The organism is [Clostridium] citroniae WAL-17108, from assembly GCF_000233455.1.
Classification (GTDB): domain Bacteria; phylum Bacillota; class Clostridia; order Lachnospirales; family Lachnospiraceae; genus Enterocloster; species Enterocloster citroniae.
The window spans coordinates 144,489-167,806 of the sequence record NZ_JH376423.1 but is presented as its reverse complement, the minus strand read 5'-3'; the positions used below and the strand labels follow the sequence as shown (position 1 = coordinate 167,806).

Below are 23,318 nucleotides of genomic sequence, written 5' to 3'. Positions count from 1 at the left end.
CGGTCATCTACATACGGTCCGGCGCCTCAATTCCCAGCAGTCCGATGCAGGTTTCCAGTACCCGTTTGGTGAGGGTGATCAGGCCGATATAGCTGTCCTTCCTGGCCTCATCCTCCTCTGACAGGATCTTGGTATCGTGATAAAAGCTGTTAAACGCATTTGCCAGCTCGTAGATGTACTGACAGATTTTGTGGGGCGCTGTCTCTGCAAAGCTGTTTTCCAGCACCTCGTTGTATTTGGACAGCATAAGCATCAGGGCCTTTTCCGACTCTCCGCACGGAGGAAGAATATGCTTTTCCAGCGCTTGCTCACTGACTGAGCCGCCATTGTCCCTGTACTTGGAAAGAATGGACTTGATACGTACAATGGTGTACAGAATATAAGGTCCTGTATTCCCCTCAAAGGAAGTAAACCGCTCCGTATCAAACACATAATCCTTGCCCGCCTGGTTGGACAGATCCCCATACTTTAAGGCAGCCAGACCCACGATCTTAGAGGTCGTCCTGGCTTCCTCCCGGGACACGGTCCTGTTCTCCATGATCCTGGCATACACAGCGTCATCGATCTCATCGATCAGCTTCTCCAGGCGCATGACTCCGCCTTCCCGTGTCTTAAACGGCTTTCCATCCTTGCCGTTCATGGTGCCAAATCCAAGGAATATCATGGGCGTATCCTGAGCCACGATCCCGGCTTTCTTTGCCACCCTGAATACCTGCTCAAAGTGCATGCCCTGACGCTTATCCACCACATAGATATACCGGTCCGGATGGAAATCCTGCTCCCGTTCCACAATGGTAGCCAGGTCTGAGGTGGCGTACAGGGATGCTCCGTCCGACTTGCGGATCAGACAGGGGGGGATCTCCTTGGAATCGCTCTCCTCAGCCACATCCACCACCAGGGCCCCCTGGCTCTCATAGGCCAGTCCCTTGTCAATGAGCATTTGGATCATATCCCCGATATAAGGCTCGGCATCACTTTCGCCCTTCCACAGGTCAAACTCCACATTCAGGTTGGAGTAATTCTTTTTAAGGTCCTCCACTGAAACAGCCATGATATGCTGCCAGATAGCCCTATAGGGCGGATATCCCTTCTGAAGCTTTAAGGTCGCCTCATGGGCTCTTTCCTTAAACGCCTCATCCTCCTTGGACTTTGCGCTGGCCGCAGGATAAATCTCTTCCAATTCACTGATGGTAAAGGGAGCCTGGGAGGGGAATTCCCCTGTGTATGTCTGGTCAAAATACACCAGCTCCGGTTTTCTGTCCCTCAATTCCTCAATGATCAGCCCCATCTGCAGCCCCCAGTCTCCCAGATGCACATCACCGATCATCTTATGGCCCAGGAACCGTCCCATGCGTTTGATGCTCTCACCGATAATGGCAGCCCTCAGATGGCCCACATGAAGCGGCTTTGCCACATTGGCCCCTCCGTAATCCACCATTACGGTCTCAGGGCGTTCCGGCGCTTCCAGCCCCAGTTTATCACCGGCAGCCATTCCATTCACATAGCCGGACAGGAACTGCTCCGACAGCTTCAGATTGATAAAGCCGGGCATAACAGCCACCGCCTCCTTGAATACAGGATGGCCGCCCTCTCCGGTCAGCTTTTCCACCACAGCCGAAGCTATGTCGATGGGTTTCTTCTTATATGCCTTGGCAGCTGCCATGGCTCCGTTACACTGGTACTCGCACAGGTCCGGGCGGTTGGATAATACGACCTTGGCGAATTTCTCCTCATACCCGCAGGCTGCAAATGCCTGCTTCAGCTCCTGCTCCATCATATCCAGAATTTTCTTCACAGTATGCGTTCTCCTTTGCTATAACAATTCCTTCCGGGAAAGCTAAAAGTGCCCCGGCTGACGCCGGAGCAATTCATAAGCTCTTTTTTACAGATCATTATACACGTGAAAGATACTCGCCGGTCCTTGTATCAATCTTAATCTTGTCGCCGATCTCCACGAATAAAGGTACATATACGGTAGCACCGGTTTCTACGGTTGCAGGCTTGTTGGCTCCCTGAGCCGTGTCACCCTTAAAGCCCGGCTCTGTCTCAGTGATCTCCAGCTCTACAAACAGGGGAGGCTCCACAGAGAACACATTGCCGTTGTAAGAACAAACCTTACATACTTCGTTCTCCTTAACAAACTTCAGGGCATCGCCGATAATATCATGATTCAGGGCAACCTGATCATATGTTTCCTGGTTCATGAAGTTAAACAGGTCGCCGTCAGCGTAAAGGTACTGCATATCTACTCTGTCAATCCTGGCCTGTGGGAATTTTTCAGTCGGACGGAAAGTGCGCTCTACAACGCCTCCGTTAATTACGTTTCTAAGTTTGGTACGCACGAAGGCAGCGCCCTTGCCAGGCTTAACATGCTGGAATTCCATGATCTGAACAACCTGTCCATCAATTTCCAGTGTAACGCCATTTCTAAAATCACCTGCTGATATCATAAAGATATTCCTCCTTGAGTTCGTTCACGGCGCCGCGAAAGCGCCAGGTAAGACTTTAATCTTTTATATTCTATACTATGTAGACAGCATTTTCAAGGCTTTTTTTCCCGGCAGTGCAAATTTCTCCAAAATACAGTTAAATTCCGGCCCTGCAATGTATCTCTTCCACAATTTCCTCCACGCTGCGTCCGTTTACATCCACGATCACATGGGATGCTTCCAGATAGACCGGGCGGCGCATTGCCAGCAGGCCGCGGATCCTTGATTCCACATCCCCGCCCTGAAGCATGGGCCTGTCGGATACATCCCTTCCAATCCTGTCCATCACAGTCTCCGGAGAAACATCCAGATACACCACGCAGCCCAGTTTTTTAAGAAGGATCCTGTTCTCCTCCCGCAAAGGAAGCCCGCCTCCCACAGAGATGATGGAGTGGTCCGTATGGGCCAGCAATTCCTCCAGCACGCCTGTCTCAAGCCTGCGGAAAGCCTCCTCCCCCTGGGTGGCAAAGATCTTGGAAATGGCCATACCGGCCGCTGCCTCGATCCTCTGGTCCGTATCAATGATAGGAAGGCCGTACTCCCTGGCATAGCAGTCGCCCACACTGGTCTTTCCGGCTCCCATAAACCCAATCAGGATCAGGTTATGCTTTGCCTGTGACATGGACAGATGATCCTGGATCAGCTGCCTTGCCATGGAGATAGTCTCCTCATCCACCCTGACCTGGGGATTCCAAAGTTCATAGGCAATAATACCCTGGTACAGCAGCATGTCCAGTCCGTTGACAGCCTTTCCGCCTGCCCCCTCCACCAGTTCCATAAACCTGGTCCTGGCCGGTGTGTACACGATATCCACGCCTGTATGGATCAGCTCATAAAAGTACCTGTCCTCTACGATCACATCCTCCACATGGGGATGCATACCCACGCTGGTGGACTGGATCGCCAGATATCCGCCCTTTTCCTGGGGAATGGATTCATAACCATCCAGGGGCAGAGCGGACGCAAGGTTCCGTCCCACAAGCCGGTTGATGTACTCAGCCAGCTCCTGGGCCCTGTCCAGATTGCGGTTCATGATGTAAATGGATGCTGCTCCCTCTTTGGCCAGCACATAGGCGGCTGCCTTGGCCGCGCCTCCTGCGCCTATCAGGATACACCTCTCCCCGCCCACATGGATCCCGGCCCCCAAAAGGGCGCGGGTCAGGCCGGCGGCATCCGTATTATATCCCTTATAGCCATGTTCCGTCCGCACCAGTGTGTTGACCGCACCAATGGCTTTGGCGTCCCCATCTATGTCTGTCAGGAATTCCATGACCCTTTGTTTATGGGGCACGGTCACGTTCATTCCCAGGATATTCAGGGCAAAGGCACCTTTTACCGCGTCCCCCACCTGCTCATTTTCCACTTTAAAGGGCACATAGGCCAGGTTCACCCCTGTCCGCCGGGCATAAAAGTTATGCATCAGCGGTGACATGGAATGCTCCACCGGGTTGGCTATGAGTCCGCACACTCTTGTCTTTCCGTCCATTTTGCTGTCTCGCTCCCTAATCCTTCTTCTCATGCCTTCCTGCGGCATTGTCTTTTATAAAAATACAGTACCGGTTTTTCCAGATACCGCTTCAGGACGATCTGTATCTCCTCCTTCGGATTCATGGGTTTTACCAAAATACTGTAGATACCGGCCCTGTTGGCGCCGTATACATCTGTAAAAAGCTGGTCCCCCACAAAGATAGTCGTCTCCCGATCCGTGCCCATCCGCTCCATGGCCCGCTCATAGCCATCCCGCTTTGGTTTCCCTGCCTTGTGTATATAAGCTGATCCCACCTTGTCCGCAAAGTGTTTGACCCTGGGTTCCTTATTATTGGACAGCAGGCATGTGTTCATGCCGATCTGATGAAGGTGTTCAAACAACTCCACGGCCTGGTCATCCGCCGGTGCATCATGGTTTGCCAGGGTGTTGTCGATATCAAATATGACGCCCCGGATCCCATTGGCGTGATAGTGGTCATAGGGAATCACATAGGCCGATACCTCGTACCGCCTGGGGTAAAACATTTCCAGCATAATTTACATTGATCCTTTCTTTCATCCGCTTATTTCTTAAGCAGCTTTCCAATCTCATCAATAAACGTGTTCACATCCTTAAACTCCCTGTACACGGAAGCAAACCTCACATAGGCCACCTCATCCAGCATCTTCAGCTTCTCCATCACCAGTTCACCGATGACAGAGGTGGGGACCTCCTTTTCCTCCATGTTAAAAATCTGGTTCTCGATCTCATCGATCACAGTGTTGATCTGCTGTGTTGATACAGGGCGCTTATGGCAGGAATGGATGATTCCGGCCTCAATCTTGGAGCGGTCATATGTCTCCCTGGAATCGTCCTTCTTGATCACCATAAGCGGCATGGTCTCCAGCTTCTCATAGGTTGTGAACCGCTTTCCGCAGCTCTCACACTGTCGGCGCCTGCGGATGGAACTGTTGTCATCCGCAGGCCTGGAATCAATGACCTTTGTATCCTGTTCATTGCAATATGGGCATTTCATCTTTTTATACGTCCTTTCCTTCATTCACGGCTTAAGTGCTTCATATATTTTAACCGAATAAGGTTTGAATCGCAAGGACTTTGTATTTATTTTCGCAAGTGTCTGGACGAATCCCATGTCCCGCCTTATAATAAGACCCATAAATAAACCAAATGTACAGAAAGGCTGATTCCACATGAATACTCTCAAGGTTAAAAATATTGTTTTCGGGGAAGGGATCCCAAAAATATGCGCTCCCCTGGTCGCCACCGGCTATGAGGTCCTTATTAAGGAAGCCGCGCGCTTTCCTTCTCTTCCCATTGATGTGGCAGAGTGGAGGGCTGACTGGTATGAGGGGATCCTAAGCCCCGACACCTCCCTGGAGGCCCTTCCCGGCCTCACAGATGCCCTTAAGGGCATTCCCCTTCTCTTTACCTTCCGCACCCATAAGGAGGGAGGTAATCTGCCCGCCTCCGCGGACGCCTACTGCGAGCTGCTGCGCCGGGCCATTGGTTCGGGGTTCATCGACATAGTGGATGTGGAGCTGTTTACAGGAGATGGGATCGTCCGGGAATTGACGGATCTGGCCCACCGAAACGGGATCAGGGTCATCCTGTCCAGCCATGACTTCAGCGCCACACCGGATAAAGAGGAGATCTTAAACCGCCTGAAACACATGGAAGCCCTTGGCGCGGACATTGCAAAGATCGCAGTCATGCCAAACTCCCCGGCAGATGTGCTCACGCTTTTATCAGCCACGGAACAAGCTTTTCGCACCCTCTCCTGCCCTGTTATCTCCATGTCCATGAAGGGCACCGGGCTGGTCAGCCGGTTAAGCGGGGAAATATTCGGATCCTGTCTGACCTTTGGCTCCGTGGGAGGCGCCTCCGCCCCGGGACAGATTGATGTGACGGAGTTAAAGATGATTCTGGAGACCATGCACAGAGGGCTCACGGGCTGAGCAGTTGCGAATCCTCTACCCGGATGGTTTTGATGCCAGCGCCGCGATGGATCACGGATTAGCCGGGGGCATTTCACATTTTTTTCACAAACAGCACATAGAATCATCACATTTTTCCTGTATTGTAAAAAATGTAAAAAAGCTAATGCTTTTCATACAACTTTTTCTCACAAACCGGCCGGCAGGGTATACCCTGCCGGCCACTCCTCCGTTTGGATTATAATTTTTTGTCAGACGCAAAGCCGTGTGTCCTGATCAGCATTTTATGTTCTCCGTCACTTCTTTTTCTTTTATATCCACCAGAATAATGTCATTGCCCACCTGGCAGATGTCACAGAAGGGAATGATATACTCCTTTTCCCTTCCAAGAAAACCGCAGATACAGCCCGGGCCGGGCACGATCAGAGCCAGTAGGCACCCTGTCTCCATATCAAAATCCACATCCCCCACAAACCCCAGGCGTTTGCAGGTCTTTACATTGATTACTTCCTTTTGCTTTAAATCATAGATCCGCGTAGTCGTAACCTCCGGCTGCTTCTTACTACTTATATATGCAGCTCTGAACCCATTTAGACTTTGTCACTGCCTTTCCCTATCCGGAAATTTAAATTGGACAGGGAAAAACAGCACTCCAAAAACTACGGTAACAACTCCGGGACCAGGCCGATCACCTGCATTGCAATGACAAGAATAAGCATGATGATATTTATAACAACGCCCACAATAGAAAGGATCAGTCCAGCCTTTGCCTGTGCGCTCAGCCCATTCTCCCCCTTTGACATAATGGCAAATATGATTCCGAGAATTCCAAACACTATGGCAATCCAGTTGCAGCAGCATGTGACCAGGGCCAGGATTCCCATGACCAGTGAAGTGATGGCCATGCCGTTCTTATCCTCAGCGGGTTTCCGGTACTGGGTCTGATATTGGGTCTGATATTGGGTCTGGTACTGATTCTGCCCATCCCCCTGATACCCCTGCTGATATCCTGGTCCCTTCTGATATCCTGGTCCCTGCTGACATACCGGCCCCCGCTGATCCGGAACCTGCAGCTGACCTGGATCCTGCACCTGGCCTGGGTCCTGGTGCCGCCCCGCGCCCTGATGCACCGGCTCCTGCTGTCCTGAATAGGATGGAGGCGCTGTCTTATAGACCGGTTCTCCCTGATTCGGTCCGGTCCCGTTCCGGCTGTTGGGGTTCTGGCTGTTGGGATTCTGGCTGATGGGGTTCTGGCCGCTTATATTCCGGCTGCTCCCCTTCTGGGTTCCCATATTATGGGTTCCCTGGTCCAGGGCACCCGGCTGGCAGCGCCCTTCTTGGCGGCTGCCGGAATCAGTCCCGTAGGAATCGGCATCCCCTCCATGGTTCCACGCGTCATGCTGGTCCGCTGCCCCTGGCTGGATCCATGTATCTGTTACTGAAGATGAGGCGGGTGCCTGGCTCCAGGAACTGTCCTGGGGTTCTGCCGGGCATTCCGGCTGCCTGGACGCTCCAACCGGTTCCTCTGCGTTGTTCCCGTTATCTGTTCTATTCAAGCCGGGGCCGCCTTCCCCTGCATAATTGGCATGATCATGTTCGTTGTCCATGTATTGTCCCCTTTCTCTGGCATGTGTCCTTCGGTCAAAGCATACGTGAAAAGTATACCATAACTTACAAAAAAATACAATCCGCCGGAAACCTGCCCCGGCGGACTGCGTCTTGTAATTGTCTTCTCTTTTATCTGTTCCTTTAGAACAGGGGAACTACGGCACCCTCATATTTTTCTTCCATAAATTGCTTTACCTCCGGGCTGGTCAGTGCCTCTACCAGCGCCTTGGTAGCGTCTGTAGTCTCATCGCCTTTCCTTACAGCCACAATGTTTCCATAGGTGGTTGCTGCCAGGGATTCGGAGTCCTCTGCCGCAAGGGCATCGCTCACCTTAAGTCCTGCCTCAATGGCATAGTTTCCGTTGATGACCGCAATGTCGCAGTCAGGAAGGGAACGTGGAAGCTGTGCGGCTTCCAGCTCTACGATATCCAGATTCTTGGGATTCTCAACAATGTCGTTTCTGGTGGCTTCCAGACCCACGCCTTCTTTTAACTTGATCAGTCCCTGTGCTTCCAGAAGCAGCAAAGCCCTTGCCTCATTGCTCACATCATTGGGAACCAGAACGGTTGCTTTATCCTTTAACTCATCCAGGGAGCTGGTCTTTCCTGCATAGATCCCAAAAGGCTCATAGTGGATGGCTCCTGCACTTACCAGTTTGGTGCCGTTCTGCTCATTAAAGGAATCCAGATATGGCTTATGCTGGAAATAGTTGGCATCCAGATCTCCTGAATCCAGGGCGTTATTTGGCAGCACATAGTCTGTGTACTCCACAATGTCCAGCTCATAGCCCTTTGATGCCAGGACTTCCTTGGCAGCGTTTAAGATCTCAGCATGGGGAGCCGGGCTTGCGCCTACAATGATCTTCTTCATTTCTCCGGCGGCCGTGGTTTCTGCTGCCTCAGTTTCAGCGGCTGTGGTTTCTGCCTCAGCACCTGCCGCAGTGGTATCCTCTGCCGTGGTTGGGGCTGCTGTGGTATCTGCGGTTGTCTCCTTCCCGCTGCCTGAGCAGGCTGTCAGTGCTCCTGCGGCCAGCGCTGCGGCCAGAATAGCTGCTCCTAATACTCTCTTCTTCATAATGTTTTCCTCCTCGTTTCAGGGTTTACCCCTTATTTTTTACCCATGACGGGCTGTTTTATCATCAGCCGGAGCCCTCCTCTTTTTGCGATATCTTTATCACATCAGGAAAGCCCCGGGAGATTTATCGTTTCTGTCTTATCTGTTCCGCTTTACCGGTGCTGCCTCATTGGCTCCATATTACCGGTTCCGCCGGTTGCCGTCCTGATCAAACAGGCTCTTGATCAGCGGACCCTCTTATCGCCCCTTCTGGACATTCTCATGAACACTTCCTGGATCAGCTGTACAATAATGATCAGAAGCACTACGGTAACCATCATCATATCTGTCTGATAGCGGTGGTAACCGTAACGGATCGCAATGTCACCCAAACCGCCTCCGCCTGTAAAACCGGCCATGGCGGAATAGCCCAGGATCGTTGTGACGGAAATGGCTGCCCCTACCAGCAGGGAGGGCTTTGCCTCAGGCAGCAGCACCTTCACGATGATCTGCCAGGTGGAAGCCCCCATGGATTTGGCCGCCTCTATAACTCCGGCATCCACTTCCTTTAAGGAGGATTCCACCATACGGCCGATGTAAGGGGCCGCGGCAATGACAAGAGGCACCACCGTGGCATTGCAGCCAATGATCTTGCCCACAATCATTCTCGTAATAGGGATCACCATGATCAGCAGGATAATAAAGGGAATGGATCTGAGTACATTGATCACCAGTCCCAGGACTTTATTAAACAGGGGAACCGGCCTGATGCCGTCCTTGTCCGTAACCACCAGGGCAATTCCCAGCGGAATGCCGATCACATAGGAAAGAGCGGAGGACAGGAACACCATATAAAGTGTTTCCCCGATCCCTTTTATAAGCATCTGCATGGTTGTTGAATCAAACTGCATCTCACCGCACCTCCTCAAACGCCACATTGGCTGTCTTTAAATAATTGCATATCCTGCCCGCATCCGTATCGTCCTCAGGCAGCTGGATGATCATCTGCCCCATGGCCTTGCCCTCGATATCCCTTGTGTCCGCGTGCATGATATTCACCGGCACCTTACAGGCCAGCACCATGTTCGCGATCACAGGCTCCGAGGACTCCCTTCCGTCAAATATGATACGGATCTGCCTGGAGGTTCCAAAGCTGGTCCTCTGGGCTGTCACATCCCCCAGGATCAGCTGACGGCCGATATCAGATTTGGGACCCGAAAAAATTTCAGACACCTTTCCCACCTCTGCAATATGGCTGTGATCAATAATAGCCACCCTGTCACAGATCGCTTCGATAACAGCCATCTCATGGGTGATCACAATGACGGTGATCCCCATCTCCTTGTTTATCTTCTTCAGAAGTTCCAGTATGGACTTGGTGGTATTGGGGTCCAGGGCGCTGGTGGCCTCATCACAGAGAAGTACCTTTGGATTGGTGGCCATGGCCCTTGCAATAGCCACCCTCTGCTTCTGCCCGCCGGACAGCTGGGCCGGATACGCCTTCATCCTGTCCTCAAGGCCCACCAGGCGCAGCAGTTCCTCCGCCCGTTTTTTCGCCTCACCTTTGGCTGTCCCGGCAATTTCCAGGGGGAAGCACACATTCTGGAGCACATTCCTCTGCGCCAGGAGGTTAAACTGCTGGAATATCATTCCCATGGACCGCCTGGCCAGCCGCTTCTCCCTGTCCTTCATGGCCGACAGGTTCTTTCCCTCAAAGATCACCTTGCCTGAAGTGGGCACCTCAAGATAATTAATGCAGCGCACCAGGGTGCTTTTGCCTGCCCCTGACAATCCGATAATACCAAAAACCTCTCCGCTGCGGATCTCCAGATTAATATCCTCCAGCGCTGTCACCGGGCCGCCGGACGTCTGAAACTGTTTTCCCAGTCCCTCCAGACGTATGATGGCATTTTCTTTGTTATCTTCCATGGCTTTTGTTCCTTTCTTCTGTTATTCCAGTATTTAATCCGCCTTGGCAAGTTGGGTCGGGCGCCGGGCGATCCCCATGATATGATTTTGCCGGAGCCCCTGAATAAAACAAAGAATCCTGCCCGCGGGATTCTCCGCCTGCGGCGGGTCGCTTCAGCAACATCTTCCCTTCCGCCGCAGCGCAATCCCCGCGGAGCGTTATTTGTATCATAGGGATTTTCAGAGGAATTTTCTATGATATAAAAAGGGCCGCACGTCCTGCAAGGACTTGCGGCCTGAAAGATTCTCTCCCAAAGCAACTCAATCTAAATTCATCACAATCCATACAGTTGGTACTTACATTCAGTTTTTTGCCCATGCGGATACACAGCACATCATCATGTACATGCCGTTCATCATATCCATATTCATCTGCATGGCTTTGAACTGATTCATAAGATCCTCCTGTATTTATTCTCTATAGATCAACTAGGAATTGTCTTAGTTAAGAAGATACATCACCCAATGGTATTTGTCAAGACTTTTTTGCAGTCTGATCCTGCTCTGATATGATCCTGATCTGATCCTGCTCTGATCCTCATCCGGTTCTGATCTAATCCTGATCCAGTATAAATGCCTGTGCCATGCCCTGAAGTTCCTGAGCCTTGTCCTGATCCAGATCGGCCAGATATGGATTTCCCACAGGCGTCTCCTGGAATAACAAAGCATAGGCCGTACATGCTGCCAGATACGTCCCCTCCACGGAAGGATGCTGACCATCCTCCCCCCAGAGCTGCAGTTCCTCATCCTGCTCCAAGGCTTTGGCAAATACTTCCCCTCCGGGGATCAGCAGCGCGTCCAGCTCCTCTGCAATGGTCCTGTATCCGGCTGCCAGCTGTCCCTGCACCATTTCCCTGGAAAAGGCACCTGCGCCTTCCTCCGGTGCCCAGGTCATGAGAAATGCGGTCTGGCCTCCTGCGGCCTTGATCATCTCGTCCAGTTTCCGCGCATAGGGGTACATATCCTTTTTTGCATTGAAAGCAACAGCCGCATTGGTGTTCTCCTGAAGGACCACAAAATCCCATGGTTCACTTTGCAGCGCATCAGTAAGGATCTCGCCCAGTTCATCTTCCGGGTCTGAAAAGCGCTGGAGCGTATAGGACCCCTCCGTCAGGTCATACACATCCACCCCATGCCCCCCGGCCTGCGCCATCTCAAAGAACATACCCGGAAGATCATTGGTATATGTATGGCTGTTTCCCACAAAAAGGATCTTATCCCCGTCCTTGACAACCGGATCAGGAATCTTCCTGTATGTTTCCCCGGACGCTTTAGCGCTGTCGTCTTTCCCCTCATCCTGCTCTGCATCCTGTGCAGATCCTGTTGTGGTTTCCTCCGATGGCTCCTGCTGTTTTGCAGGCTGGGCCGTGGTCCGGTCTCCGCCATCTTTGCTGTCCGCACCGCATCCTGAAGACGCGGCCGCAGCCATGGCAATTGCCAAAACGGCCGCCATAATCCTGATCCTTTTCATACCCTTCCTCCCATGCCAGCTTACTGGCATAACAATCCGGCATAATAATCTGCCGTTAAACCGCTGCATTGTCCGATCCCGGGACCTCTGCCTGCCGATCCCGGCCCCCTGTCCTGCCGCCTCCGGCAGGACAGGGGTTCCCTATTTTATCATCTGATACCAGGTCAGCGGCACAGTTCCACGATTGCCTGAGCAAATATCTTGGCGCTGACCACCAGCTCATCCACCACCGCGAATTCATCCGCGCCGTGCATCCTGTTATCCGTATCCGGAAGGGCCGCTCCAAAGGCAACGCCGTTCTTCAGGTGATGAACATAGGTACCGCCGCCAGTGGATTCACAGCTTCCCTGAAGTCCTGTGTACTCCTCGTAGCAGGCCAGCAGCGTTTTTACAAAGCGGGAGTTTCCATCCACATGGTGAGGAGGCACCATGGTCTCATTCTCCAGTGTCACGCCCTTGTCTGCCATGTTTTTCTTCACTGTCCTGAGTACATTATCCTCATTGGAGCAGATGGGGCAGCGGCTGTCAAATATGCCTTCCAGACTGTCTGATGAAACAGTCAGCATACTGAACGCGAGGGTAAGGGCTCCGGACAGTTCATCCTCCATGGCGATCCCGGCAGCCTTTCCGCAGGTGTCTCCGTGAGGAAACAGCTCCACAAGCGCTTTGACAGCGTCCATCTGCCCGCATTCTGCCAGGGGCAGACGCGTCAGGTATAACAGAAGTCCGGTGAGGGCATTCTTTCCCTCCTGGGGAGTGGAGGCATGGGCGCCCTCTCCCTGGGCAGTGATACGGAATACAGGGAAGCTGCCTTCAAAGCCAAAGGAAATACCTGTCTCCGCCTTCATCTCCTCCGCCAGTGTCTCCAGGGTTGCCAGATCGATTCCCTCCACCGTTGCCTTGGCCTTGCCCGGCACTACGTTGGCCTTGATGCCGGCCTCCACCTTCACAAGTCTGGGCACTGCCTCGGAAGCCTTAAACTCAGCATGGAAATGTCCCTCCAGGCGCCCTTTTTCAATGTTGATCACAGGAAATTCCGCATCTGGTGAAAATGTCATGGGAGCTTCCTTTTCCTTGTCATAGTAATAGGCTATATCAGAGCTTCCGCACTCCTCATCCGTTCCCAGGATCAGGCGGACGTTCTTATTCAGGGGGATCCCCAGCTCCTTCACCGCCCTCATGGCATAGAGGGCTGCCACTGCCGGGCCCTTATCATCCGCAGTGCCGCGTCCAAACAGCTTTCCGTCCTTAACAACCGGCTCATAGGCCGATGTCTCTGTCCATCCCTCGCCGGCAGGCACTACATCCAGATGGGCCAGGATATCCAGCTGGCTTTCCTTGTCATTGAGATCAGCGGTTCCCACGTAATTATCATAATTGGTAATGGAAAATCCATAGCCCTCAGCCATGGAAAGGGCTGCCTGGAGGGCCTCAAAGGTTCCCTCACCGTAAGGTTTTCCTTCCGTATAAGGCATCTTCTCGCTGTTGATCCTGCAGAGCCTGCAGATATCCTCTATCATATCTTCCCTGTGGCTGTCAATAAATCCTTCAATCTCTTTTCTATAATCCATTTTAAGAACTCCTTTTCTCTAATTCAACATGGATGCCAATGTCTCATTGACCACTTTTCCATCGGCCTTGCCCTTTACCCTTGGCATCAGCACCTTCATGATGGCCCCTTTATCCTTTGCTGTGGGGGATGCCAGCCCCAGTTCCTCCAGAACGGAAGCTATGACTTCTTTGATCTGCTCCACACTCATGTCCTCCGGCGCAAATTCCCTGTACACAGCAAGCCTTGCGGCGGCATCCCGGCGGATATCCTCACGGTCGGCCGGAGCCAGGTCATAGGTCTCCTGGGTCTGCTTGATCTCCTTTTTCACAATCGCGTCTTCCTCCGCCTCGGTCAAAGGCTCCCTCTTATCTATCTGTGCGTTCTTAAGGGCGGATAACAGCATGGAAAGGGAATCCTTCCTTGCCTTGTCCTTTGCCTTCATGGCCTCCACCATGGCTGCCCTTACAACATCAATTTTACTCATGTCATTACCTCCTTACATTTCCCTGTTTCATTATGCCTTGCCAAATTCACTGAGCCTCAGGTTGGGGTTGCGGTCCAGGACCATTCCCACGCTCCAGCTGTTAATGAACAAAAGCAGCGGATTGTCCTTAAGATCCTTGATTCGCTTCATATCGGATGTCCCCTGGATCCGGGCCACATCCACCTCCTCCGGATTCTCCACCCAGCGGATATGCTCAAAGGGAAGTTTCTCCAGAATAACCTCCACATTATACTCATTCTGGAGGCGGTATGTCAGCACTTCAAACTGCAGCACGCCAACCACCCCCACAATGATCTCCTCCATCCCGGAATTAAATTCCTGGAAGATCTGGATAGCGCCCTCCTGGGCGATCTGGTTCACACCCTTAATAAACTGCTTGCGCTTCATGGTATCCACCTGGCGCACCCTGGCAAAGTGCTCGGGCGCAAAGGTGGGGATCCCCTCAAACTCAAACTTTTCATTGGAGACGCACAGCGTATCCCCGATGGAAAAGATACCGGGATCAAACACGCCAATGATATCCCCCGCATACGCCTCCTCCACGATCTTACGGTCCTGGGCCATAAGCTGCTGGGGCTGGGTCAGACGGATCTTCTTCCCCCCCTGCACATGGTTCACCTCCATGCCGGCCTCAAATTTACCGGAACAGATGCGCATGAAAGCGATCCTGTCCCTGTGGGCCTTGTTCATGTTGGCCTGGATCTTAAACACAAAAGCGGAAAAATCCGGGCGGAAGGGGTCGATCTCCCCGTCCAGCGTCTTTCTTGAAAGAGGCGTGGTGGTCATCTTAAGGAAATGCTCCAGGAATGTCTCCACACCGAAATTCGTCAAAGCTGAACCAAAGAACACAGGCGACAGGTTTCCCCGCTGCACCCGGTCCATGTCCAGTTCATCGCTGGCCCCGTCCAAAAGCTCGATATCGTCAGTAAGCTGCTGGTGATAGTCGTGCCCGATGATACTGTCCAGATCAGCCTCATCCAAATCATATTCCTGGCTCTCCACTTCCTTTGCCCCGCCCATGGCAGCGGTAAAGGTGGTTATCTTTTTCGTAAAGCGGTCGTAAACCCCTTTAAAGCTCTTCCCGCATCCTATGGGCCAGTTCACGGGACAGGTGCGGATGCCCAGCACATTTTCAATCTCGTCCATCAGCTCGTAGGGATCCCTGGCCTCACGGTCAAATTTGTTGATAAAGGTAAAGATGGGGATATGGCGCATAACGCATACCTTAAACAGCTTAATGGTCTGTGCCTCCACACCTTTGGAGCCATCGATCACCATGACGGCCGAGTCAGCCGCCATCAGGGTACGGTAGGTATCCTCGGAGAAGTCCTGGTGTCCCGGTGTATCCAGGATATTGATACAGAATCCTTCATAATTAAACTGCATGGCTGACGAAGTAACGGAGATACCTCTCTCCTTCTCAATCTCCATCCAGTCAGACACCGCGTGCTTGGCTGCCTTGCGGCCCTTTACGGTTCCGGCCAGGTTAATGGCGCCCCCGTAAAGCAGGAACTTCTCAGTCAATGTGGTCTTACCTGCATCGGGATGGGATATGATTGCAAATGTCCTCCGCTTTTTAATCTCTTCTGCCAACTGGTCATCTATCTTTGACAAGTTTTTGTCCTCCATTTTTTAGTATTTGTTCCAATGCACTTTTTAAGTCTAATTTTTTATTTTATTATGAATATGACCATAAGTCAAGGCTTATCCTCTCACATCCCATGGCAATACGCTTCAGCCGCAGATCTCACTGAGAAGGGAATCCGCCACTTCCTCCTTGGACATCATGGGAAGCTCCTTTTCCATCTTCTCTGTGATGATCGTGACCACATTGGTATCCGTGCCGAATCCCGCGCCCTCCACCTTCAGGTTATTGGCAACGATCATGTCAATATGCTTTTTCTTAAGCTTTGCCCTTGAGTTTTCCAGCATATTCTGGGTTTCCATGGAAAATCCGCACAAAAACTGCCCTTCCCTGCGGTGGCTGCCCAGCCAGCCAAGGATATCGTCCGTGCGCTCCAGGGCAATGGAAAGATCGCTGTCCTTTTTCTTTATTTTCTCAGTTCCCACCGAGGCCGGCCTGTAATCAGCCACTGCAGCTGCCTTGATAATAATATCCTGTTCCCGGCTGCGTGAAGTGACCGCCTCAAACATCTGTCTGGCGCTCTCCACTGCCACCACATCTGCAAACAGGGGCGGCGCCATGTCCACGGGACCGCTTACCAGGGTGACCTGGGCACCGCGGTACGCCGCAACCCGGGCAATGGCATATCCCATCTTGCCGGTGGAATGGTTGGTAATGTAGCGCACCGGATCCATGGCCTCCCTGGTGGGACCGGCTGTCACAAGGATCTTCTTCCCTGCCAGGTCCTTTGGATAGCCTGCCTCCCGCAGGATATATTGGTATAACACCTCCGGCTCCGGCATCTTTCCGGCCCCGATATCCCCGCAGGCCAGATAACCGCAGGCCGGGTCGATAACCTCCATCCCATACCCGCGGCAGATCTCCAGGTTATCCTGGAGAATAGGGTTCTCATACATATTGGTATTCATGGCAGGGGCTATGATCTTTCTGCACCTGCACGCCATGATCGTGGTAGTCAGCATATCGTCCGCAATGCCGTGGGCGATCTTGCCAATGACATTGGCGGAAGCCGGGGCCACCATCACCACGTCCGCCTGTTTTGCCAGGGCCACGTGCTCCACGCTGAACTCAAAGTTGCGGTCAAATGTGTCCACCAGGCATTTGTTCCCTGTGAGACTTTCAAATGTAATGGGGTTGATGAAATTAGTGGCATTCTCTGTCATGAGCACATGCACCTTTACCCCCTGCTTTACCAGCATGCTTGCCAGGCCGGCAATCTTATAAGCTGCTATACTTCCTGTCACTCCAAGAAGAACGGTCTTTCCTTTTAACATATCATCCTCCATGCGATCCTCTGGTTGTCTTTCCCGTTTTTCTATGTTACAATCCATGATAAAGTATATCACATATTTTTTCCAATGGAAAGGAGTTCCCCCCAATGATTTTAGCCATTGATATGGGCAATACAAACACCGTGATCGGCGGCATAGACGAAGAAAAAACATATTTTATCGAGCGGGTCACCACGGATCAGGGACGGACCGATACAGAATACGCTGTGAGTTTTAAGAACATTTTGGAAATGCACCAGATCGATATTTCCACCATTGAGGGAGCCATTCTCTCCTCCGTGGTCCCTCCCCTTAATTCCACTATTTTAAGCGCTGTGGAAAAAGTGACCGGGATCCTTCCCCTTCTTGTGGGCTCCGGCATGAAGACCGGCATGAATATTATCATGGACAACCCAAAGACAGTGGGAAGCGACCAGATCGTAGATGCCGTGGCCGCCAGCCATGAACATCCCCTGCCTCTTATCGTCATCGATATGGGTACCGCCACCACTCTGTGCACCGTGGACAAGAAGGGAAATTACATCGGAGGAGTCATCCTTCCCGGACTTAAGGTATCCTTAAATTCCCTGAGCAGCAAGACAGCGCAGCTGCCCTATATCAGCCTGGAGGTCCCCGGCCACGTCATTGGCAAGAATACCATTGACTGTATGAGATCCGGGATCGTGTACGGCAATGTGGATATGATCGATGGCATTTTGGACCGCATGGAAGCGGAACTTGGAGAAGAGCCCACAGTGATCGCCACCGGCGGACTGGCCAAATTCATCACCCCGCTCTGCCGCCATAAGATCATTGTGGACGATGCCCTTTTGCTCAAGGGATTATTGATCTTATATCGGAAAAACACATTACAGGAGCGGTGAGACGCAGTCCCCTGTCCCATCTCCCTCTGTATGTAAAAGAGATTTTAGGCGGTTCTCGCCAAATTTAAAACTGCATCCAAAACAGCGCCCGGATCCCCATCCCGGCGCTGTTTTCTCTATCGCTCATATTTCCGTTTTGTATATATTTCTGTTTTGTATATATTTCTGTTTTGTTTATATTTCTGTTTCACCCATATTTCTATTTGGCTGACCGAATTTAATGATCCTCTGTCCCGTCAGCCGCCTTTTGCTCCATTTCCCCAAAAGGCAGAAGAAATTGGGGAAGCCCGCTGGAATAGGGAGCGATATCATAGTGCTGGTAGTAAAGCACGATCCCTTGGGGCGTGAGATAGAAGTTCTCCGCCTGAAAGGTGCTTCGCAGCAATTCAGGGTAATTGTCAAAATAGGTGGATGGATCAGCCTTCAGCCGCTGGGCGATCTCGTATTCGATCCAGTTTTGGATCGCTTCCACATATCCGGGATCGTCCATAAAGAAGTCCCCCAGACGCAGCTGCCTGCCTGTTTCAAAATCCCAGGTCTGGGATGTACGCACCGTCATTCCGTGGGCTCCTCCCGTGAATTCATACTGGTCCAAATACAGGCTGACAATACAGTCATGGTTGTAGGTCACCTGATACCCCATGATAAACTCATAGGAAAAAAAGGGATACCCATTGCTTTTGCCGTACTGGTAATCCGTTACCGCCTGGGGATACAGGCTGTCTTGACAGTGCCTCCTTTTCTCCTCCGCCATGGATCGGTAGAATCCGCTGATGGATGCCGCCGCCTCCCGGCTGCAGGTGCTGGTAAACCCGGGATAATAGATCCGGCAGTTTACCACAGGCGTGCCCTGATATTCCATCTGCTCTGTCACTGTGTACTTTGTTATGGTCTGCATGGAAACCTCATATCTTTTTTTACAATATATGAGCCGCCATGTACCCATATTACGCTCTGGCTTTTTTGATCTCCTCCGTTATCACGGGCACTACCTCGAACAGGTTTCCCACAATGCCGTAGTCTGCGATGCCGAATATGGGAGCTTCCGGATCCTTGTTGATGGCGATAATGCAGTCAGCCCCGCTCATGCCCGCCATGTGCTGGATGGCGCCGGAAATGCCGCAGGCAATGTAAATCTTTGGGGCAACGGTCTTGCCGGTCTGTCCCACCTGATGGGAGTGGCTGATCCAGCCCGCATCCACTGCCGCCCTGGAAGCGCCCACGGTTGCGCCCAGCACATCCGCGAGAGTACGCATAAGCTTAAACCCGTCCGGTCCGCCCAGTCCGCGGCCCCCTGATACAATGATCTCAGCCCCTTCCAGGTCTACCACCTCGCTGGCCGCCTCCCGGATGATCTCAAGGACAGTGGTCCGGATCTTTTCTTTGGGGAAAGAATACTCCTCTTTTATGATCCCGGCCCTGGAAATCCCTGCTTCCGGCTTTTTAAAAACCCCGGGGCGGACCGTACCCAGCTGCGGCCGGCAGTCCGGACATAGAATGGTTGCCATCAGGTTTCCTCCAAATGCAGGACGTGTCCAGGCCATGTTGCCGGTCTCCGCATCCACATCCAGACTGGTGCAGTCCGCGGTCAGCCCGGTCTTTAAGCGGCAGGAAAGCCTGGGGCCCAGGTCACGGCCCGTGGGCGTTGCACCGATGAGCATGGTGGTGGGTCCATATTTCTCTATGAGAAATGTAAGGGCAGCCGTATAGGCGTCCGTGGAGTACTCCTTAAACTCCTCGGAATCCACAACAATGATCTCGTCCGCTCCGTATTCTCCCGATGCCTGAACCGAAGTCTCTGTCCGGCAGCCGATCACCACGGCCACCAGCTTTCCCTCCTGCTTATCAGCCAGTCTGCGGCCCGGGTTCAGCAGTTCCAATCCTACTTTTCTCGGAGTCCCGTCTTCCTTTGTCTCAATCAATACCCATAAATCCTTTGTCTTTGCGTCCATCTGCGGTATCCCCTCCTCCTTATATCAGGCAGGCAGCGCTAAGCACCTGAACCAGCTTGGCTGCTGATGCCTGGTCACTGTCCTCCTTAATGATGACTCCGCCTTTTTTGCGTTCCGGGCAGAAGGATTTCTTCACCTTGGTAGGCGAACCTTTAAGCCCTGCCCGTGTAAGGTCAATATCCGGCAGATCCGCGGCAGTGAGAACAGGGATCACTGCGCGGTTGGCCGCCATCTTCCTCTTAATGGAAGGGTAACGCGGGTCAAAACCAGGCTTGGTAAATGTGATCAGACACGGCATGGTAATGCCGATCATCATATTGTAGTCCGGCCCTTCTTTCAAAACCCGGAAGGTGTTTCCCTCCGCCTCCGCCTCCAGAGCATAGGTCACCTGGGGCAGACCAAGATGCTCCGCGATCTCAGGCCCCACCTGGGCCGTATCCCCGTCAATCGCCTGCTTGCCGCAGAAAATAGCGTCAAATTTTCCCTCTGTCTCCTCGATCTTCCTGATGGTGTGTGACAGAATATAGCTGGTAGCCAGTGTATCCGATCCCCCAAAGGCCCGGTCTGAAACCAGATATGCCTTGTCCGCTGCAATGGCCAGGCACTCCTTTAACGCATTCGTTGCCTGATTGGGACCCATGGACACCACCACTATCTTAGTATCCGGGTTGGCGTCCTTGATGCGCGCAGCTGCTTCCAGCGCGTATCCGTCAAATGGATTGACAATGCTGGGAACACCGTCCCTGATCAATGTATTGGTCACCGGGTCTATTTTTATTTCCGTTGTATCCGGCACCTGTTTGATACATACTAATATATTCATAATTCATCCCTCATCTTAATAACAGATTTACGCCGCCGCACCTTTTTCCCTTAATTCCTGTGCTCTGCGCTCCTCCTCGTCCTCCGCTGCGATCACAGACCTGTTATATGACAGATCATCCTTTCGCTTATCCCTGGAAGCAATAAATATGTAGCATACAATACCTACCGCAAATCCCCAAGCGGCGCCTCTGGCAACCATGACAGCCGCAATGGCTCCTGCAATGGCCAGATCCGACTTGTCGCGGCACAGCCCGATACCGCTGGCCGTACAGGTGAATCCCTGGGACACCAGGCAAAGGCTCATACAGATCGGTGCAATGGGGCGCACCAGGCTTACAATCGGTGTAAAGATCATTGTGATAAACGGCATGTAGTTTCCCGACATGGCGCCGCCGTGCACACTGTAGAATCCTTTCTCCCCGCGGTCTTCATACCCCTGAAGCATGGAGATGGTGAACGCCGCTCCCAAAGGGGATGCAAGTGGCCCAAAGGGGCAGATCAGGCCCAGAACCAGGTTTCTCAACCCTGCTGTAATGCTTACACGGTTTACATTCAGCTCACAGTATTCATCTTCTCTTGACTTGGTTCCATCCCTGACGATTTCCTTCAGCACCAGGGTGTCGCCAAATGCAACAATATAAATGGCAAATGCCGTGGGAATGGCGGAAATCAATATGGCGGGACTTGGAAATCCTACGGAAAACGGTGACAGTTCTTTAAACATGATTGCAAAATTCGGAATCGTCAAAATAGGAAAGATGGAAAATTCCATGGGGCTCTCACCGGTGAGAGCAGCCAGGATCATTGCCAGGATAACTGCCGGTACAAGTCCAAAGCTTGCCAGCATCTTTGCCACAGGATTCCCCTTTTTAACCCAGCCCTTAAAAACAGGGCTGTACAGCAAAAAGATCATTGCAACCGTGGATACCATGATCGTGATGGGATAGGTTCCCACACGGCCGCCTGACTTGTATTCACCAAAGATCGAAGCAATGGCTGCACCCAGGACAATGCCGCCTTTGATGCTGGGCGGGACAAAGGCAATTACCTTTTTAGCAAGCCCTGTTCCGCCTAAGAACAGGAAGATTGCCGCCAGCATCAGCTGCAGTGCTGCCATGGCCTGGACCTGAAGTTCTGCCGGATATCCCTGGCAAAACGCAATTACAAGAGGCACTGCGGGCATGATCCACCCGCACACCGTGGGATCTCCTGCCAGGGAATTGATAATATAAAGGAATGTGCTGATAAATGCAGCCCCATAGGCAGCTTCCTCACTCACCCCTGTACAAAGCATGATCGTGGATATTGCGCCAAAACACAATACGCCGTTACACATGCCCTGAATTGCCTCAGGAAATGTGGGATTACAATGGATAAACGGAATACGCACCTTAAACATCCCCATTTTTATATACGGCTGCTCCCCGCCATACGGTCTCTTCATAGCCATACCAAAATCCTCCTCACTTTATCACTTAAGTACCATTATCATCTCTTGGTAAAATCTCAATAAAGTTTTGCCAATTCCCTGGATACCACCAGGCGCTGGATCTGATTCGTCCCCTCAAATATCTGGAATATCTTGGAATCACGCATCATTTTCTCCACGGGATATTCCTTGCTGTAGCCATAGCCGCCAAAAATCTGCACCGCATCTGTGGTGACCTTCACCGCATTGTCACTGCAGAAGGTCTTTGCACAGGAGGCCTCCATGCTGACTCTCTTGACACCGGAGTCCAGCAGGCGCATTGCGCCAAATACCAGCTGCCGCCCTGCCTCGGTGCCGATCTGCATATCTGCCAGCATCATCTGGATCGCCTGATTTTCTATGATGGGCTTTCCAAATTGCTCCCTGGTCTTTGCATAGGCCACGCTTTCTTCCAGTGCGTTCTGGGCAATGCCCACCGCCACTGCCGCGTTATAGATACGCCCTGTATCCAGGCCGCCCAAAGCGATCCTAATGCCATCGCCCACTGAGCCCAGCATATTGGCAGCCGGTACCCTGACGTCCTCCAGGAACAGGTCACAGGTATTGGAAAGGCGGAGTCCCATCTTGTTTTCATGCTTGCCTACGCTGAGTCCCGGTGTACCGCCCTCTACCATGAAGGCCACCGTCCCCTTGGAGCCAAGAGACCTGTCCACAGTGGCGATGATCACGTACAGATCACTGTATGCGCCGTTGGTGGCAAAGCATTTAGTACCATTGAGTATGTAATCATCCCCGTCCCTGCGGGCCGTGGTGCGCAGGCTCAGTGTGTCAGAACCTGCATTTGGCTCCGTCATACTGAAACTTCCATGGGCGCCTGGAATCAGAATGTCGGCCGCCCTCTGTTTCTGCTCATCATTGCCCCCCAGCAGGATACACTTCAGTGTCATGGATGTGCTGAGCATGGTGATGGCAAAGCCGGGATCACATCTTCCCATTTCTTCCAGCGCCACGGCCATGGTCACATAATCAAGCCCGGCACCACCGAACTCTTCCGGTATTTGGAGACAGTGAAGCCCCATTTCAAACGCTTCCCGATAAATATCCTGAGGAAACTCTCCCTTATCATCCAGTTCCCTTAAATGGGGTTTCACTCTTTTTGCCATAAAATCACGAATCAAATCCCTGATAGACAGCTGATCTTCCGTATAAATCATTGCCATATTCCTTCACCTCGCAAGTTCAA

At 52.2% G+C, this 23,318-nt stretch carries 22 protein-coding genes; 2 read left to right on the top strand and 20 right to left on the bottom strand.

The window, feature by feature from the left end; genetic code table 11:
• Nucleotides 1-7: 7 nt before the first annotated feature.
• The 5 genes from argS to nrdR form a co-directional block, all read right to left on the bottom strand.
• The gene (argS, locus tag HMPREF9469_RS15985) at nucleotides 8-1,795 is read right to left on the bottom strand and encodes an arginine--tRNA ligase (protein ID WP_007863708.1); all 1,788 of its coding nucleotides are present in this window, start codon (nucleotides 1,793-1,795) and stop codon (nucleotides 8-10) included.
• Nucleotides 1,796-1,892: 97 nt separating this feature from the next.
• Nucleotides 1,893-2,450, bottom strand: coding sequence for an elongation factor P (gene efp, locus HMPREF9469_RS15980; RefSeq protein ID WP_007863707.1), 558 nt, complete (start codon nucleotides 2,448-2,450; stop codon nucleotides 1,893-1,895).
• Between the two features lie 136 nt (nucleotides 2,451-2,586).
• Entirely contained in the window at nucleotides 2,587-3,975 is a 1,389-nt protein-coding gene (gene aroE, locus HMPREF9469_RS15975) for a shikimate dehydrogenase (protein ID WP_040416678.1), read from the bottom strand.
• A gap of 29 nt (nucleotides 3,976-4,004) precedes the next feature.
• Nucleotides 4,005-4,511 (bottom strand): YqeG family HAD IIIA-type phosphatase, encoded by a 507-nt coding sequence (locus tag HMPREF9469_RS15970; protein WP_007863705.1) that lies wholly within the window; start codon nucleotides 4,509-4,511, stop codon nucleotides 4,005-4,007.
• A 29-nt stretch (nucleotides 4,512-4,540) separates the two neighbouring features.
• Nucleotides 4,541-4,993, bottom strand: coding sequence for a transcriptional regulator NrdR (nrdR, locus tag HMPREF9469_RS15965; protein ID WP_007863704.1), 453 nt, complete (start codon nucleotides 4,991-4,993; stop codon nucleotides 4,541-4,543).
• Between the two features lie 175 nt (nucleotides 4,994-5,168).
• Between nrdR and aroD the strand changes: the two genes are divergently transcribed.
• Complete coding sequence (gene aroD / locus HMPREF9469_RS15960) at nucleotides 5,169-5,933, top strand: type I 3-dehydroquinate dehydratase (protein WP_007863703.1); 765 nt, start codon at nucleotides 5,169-5,171, stop codon at nucleotides 5,931-5,933.
• Nucleotides 5,934-6,188: 255 nt separating this feature from the next.
• Here aroD and HMPREF9469_RS15955 read toward each other — a convergent pair whose 3' ends face one another.
• The 10 genes from HMPREF9469_RS15955 to coaBC form a co-directional block, all read right to left on the bottom strand.
• A complete protein-coding gene (locus HMPREF9469_RS15955; RefSeq protein ID WP_045093357.1) occupies nucleotides 6,189-6,482 on the bottom strand; it encodes a PRC-barrel domain-containing protein in 294 nt (97 codons plus the stop codon).
• 89 nt (nucleotides 6,483-6,571) lie between these two features.
• The gene (locus HMPREF9469_RS30700; protein WP_007863701.1) at nucleotides 6,572-7,519 is read right to left on the bottom strand and encodes a hypothetical protein; all 948 of its coding nucleotides are present in this window, start codon (nucleotides 7,517-7,519) and stop codon (nucleotides 6,572-6,574) included.
• A 142-nt stretch (nucleotides 7,520-7,661) separates the two neighbouring features.
• The gene (locus HMPREF9469_RS15945) at nucleotides 7,662-8,594 is read right to left on the bottom strand and encodes a MetQ/NlpA family ABC transporter substrate-binding protein (RefSeq protein ID WP_007863700.1); all 933 of its coding nucleotides are present in this window, start codon (nucleotides 8,592-8,594) and stop codon (nucleotides 7,662-7,664) included.
• Between the two features lie 224 nt (nucleotides 8,595-8,818).
• Nucleotides 8,819-9,484 carry a methionine ABC transporter permease gene (locus HMPREF9469_RS15940; RefSeq protein ID WP_007863699.1) on the bottom strand — a complete coding sequence of 222 codons (666 nt, stop codon included), beginning with the start codon at nucleotides 9,482-9,484 and terminating at the stop codon, nucleotides 8,819-8,821.
• Nucleotide 9,485: 1 nt separating this feature from the next.
• Complete coding sequence (locus tag HMPREF9469_RS15935; protein ID WP_007863697.1) at nucleotides 9,486-10,502, bottom strand: methionine ABC transporter ATP-binding protein; 1,017 nt, start codon at nucleotides 10,500-10,502, stop codon at nucleotides 9,486-9,488.
• Between the two features lie 592 nt (nucleotides 10,503-11,094).
• Nucleotides 11,095-12,012 (bottom strand): SGNH/GDSL hydrolase family protein, encoded by a 918-nt coding sequence (locus HMPREF9469_RS15930; protein ID WP_007863693.1) that lies wholly within the window; start codon nucleotides 12,010-12,012, stop codon nucleotides 11,095-11,097.
• Nucleotides 12,013-12,176: 164 nt separating this feature from the next.
• On the bottom strand, nucleotides 12,177-13,583 hold the full coding sequence (gene pepV, locus HMPREF9469_RS15925; protein ID WP_007863691.1) for a dipeptidase PepV: 1,407 nt from the start codon (nucleotides 13,581-13,583) through the stop codon (nucleotides 12,177-12,179).
• 18 nt (nucleotides 13,584-13,601) lie between these two features.
• Nucleotides 13,602-14,048, bottom strand: coding sequence for a GatB/YqeY domain-containing protein (locus tag HMPREF9469_RS15920; protein WP_007863690.1), 447 nt, complete (start codon nucleotides 14,046-14,048; stop codon nucleotides 13,602-13,604).
• Between the two features lie 30 nt (nucleotides 14,049-14,078).
• Nucleotides 14,079-15,683 carry a peptide chain release factor 3 gene (locus tag HMPREF9469_RS15915; protein ID WP_007863688.1) on the bottom strand — a complete coding sequence of 535 codons (1,605 nt, stop codon included), beginning with the start codon at nucleotides 15,681-15,683 and terminating at the stop codon, nucleotides 14,079-14,081.
• A gap of 120 nt (nucleotides 15,684-15,803) precedes the next feature.
• Entirely contained in the window at nucleotides 15,804-16,988 is a 1,185-nt protein-coding gene (gene coaBC / locus HMPREF9469_RS15910; protein ID WP_007863686.1) for a bifunctional phosphopantothenoylcysteine decarboxylase/phosphopantothenate--cysteine ligase CoaBC, read from the bottom strand.
• A 104-nt stretch (nucleotides 16,989-17,092) separates the two neighbouring features.
• Here coaBC and HMPREF9469_RS15905 point away from each other — a divergent pair, with 104 nt between their 5' ends.
• Nucleotides 17,093-17,869 (top strand): type III pantothenate kinase, encoded by a 777-nt coding sequence (locus tag HMPREF9469_RS15905; RefSeq protein ID WP_007863681.1) that lies wholly within the window; start codon nucleotides 17,093-17,095, stop codon nucleotides 17,867-17,869.
• A gap of 217 nt (nucleotides 17,870-18,086) precedes the next feature.
• Here HMPREF9469_RS15905 and HMPREF9469_RS15900 read toward each other — a convergent pair whose 3' ends face one another.
• Genes HMPREF9469_RS15900 through HMPREF9469_RS15880 form a run of 5 tightly spaced genes read right to left on the bottom strand, consistent with a single transcriptional unit; the run spans nucleotide 18,087 to nucleotide 23,295 of the window.
• On the bottom strand, nucleotides 18,087-18,767 hold the full coding sequence (locus tag HMPREF9469_RS15900; protein WP_007863679.1) for a DUF3298 and DUF4163 domain-containing protein: 681 nt from the start codon (nucleotides 18,765-18,767) through the stop codon (nucleotides 18,087-18,089).
• 49 nt (nucleotides 18,768-18,816) lie between these two features.
• Nucleotides 18,817-19,821 (bottom strand): electron transfer flavoprotein subunit alpha/FixB family protein, encoded by a 1,005-nt coding sequence (locus HMPREF9469_RS15895; RefSeq protein ID WP_007863677.1) that lies wholly within the window; start codon nucleotides 19,819-19,821, stop codon nucleotides 18,817-18,819.
• Between the two features lie 19 nt (nucleotides 19,822-19,840).
• On the bottom strand, nucleotides 19,841-20,644 hold the full coding sequence (locus HMPREF9469_RS15890) for an electron transfer flavoprotein subunit beta/FixA family protein (protein WP_007863675.1): 804 nt from the start codon (nucleotides 20,642-20,644) through the stop codon (nucleotides 19,841-19,843).
• A 27-nt stretch (nucleotides 20,645-20,671) separates the two neighbouring features.
• On the bottom strand, nucleotides 20,672-22,096 hold the full coding sequence (locus HMPREF9469_RS15885; RefSeq protein WP_007863673.1) for a SulP family inorganic anion transporter: 1,425 nt from the start codon (nucleotides 22,094-22,096) through the stop codon (nucleotides 20,672-20,674).
• A gap of 56 nt (nucleotides 22,097-22,152) precedes the next feature.
• Nucleotides 22,153-23,295, bottom strand: coding sequence for an acyl-CoA dehydrogenase family protein (locus tag HMPREF9469_RS15880; protein ID WP_007863671.1), 1,143 nt, complete (start codon nucleotides 23,293-23,295; stop codon nucleotides 22,153-22,155).
• Nucleotides 23,296-23,318: the final 23 nt, after the last annotated feature.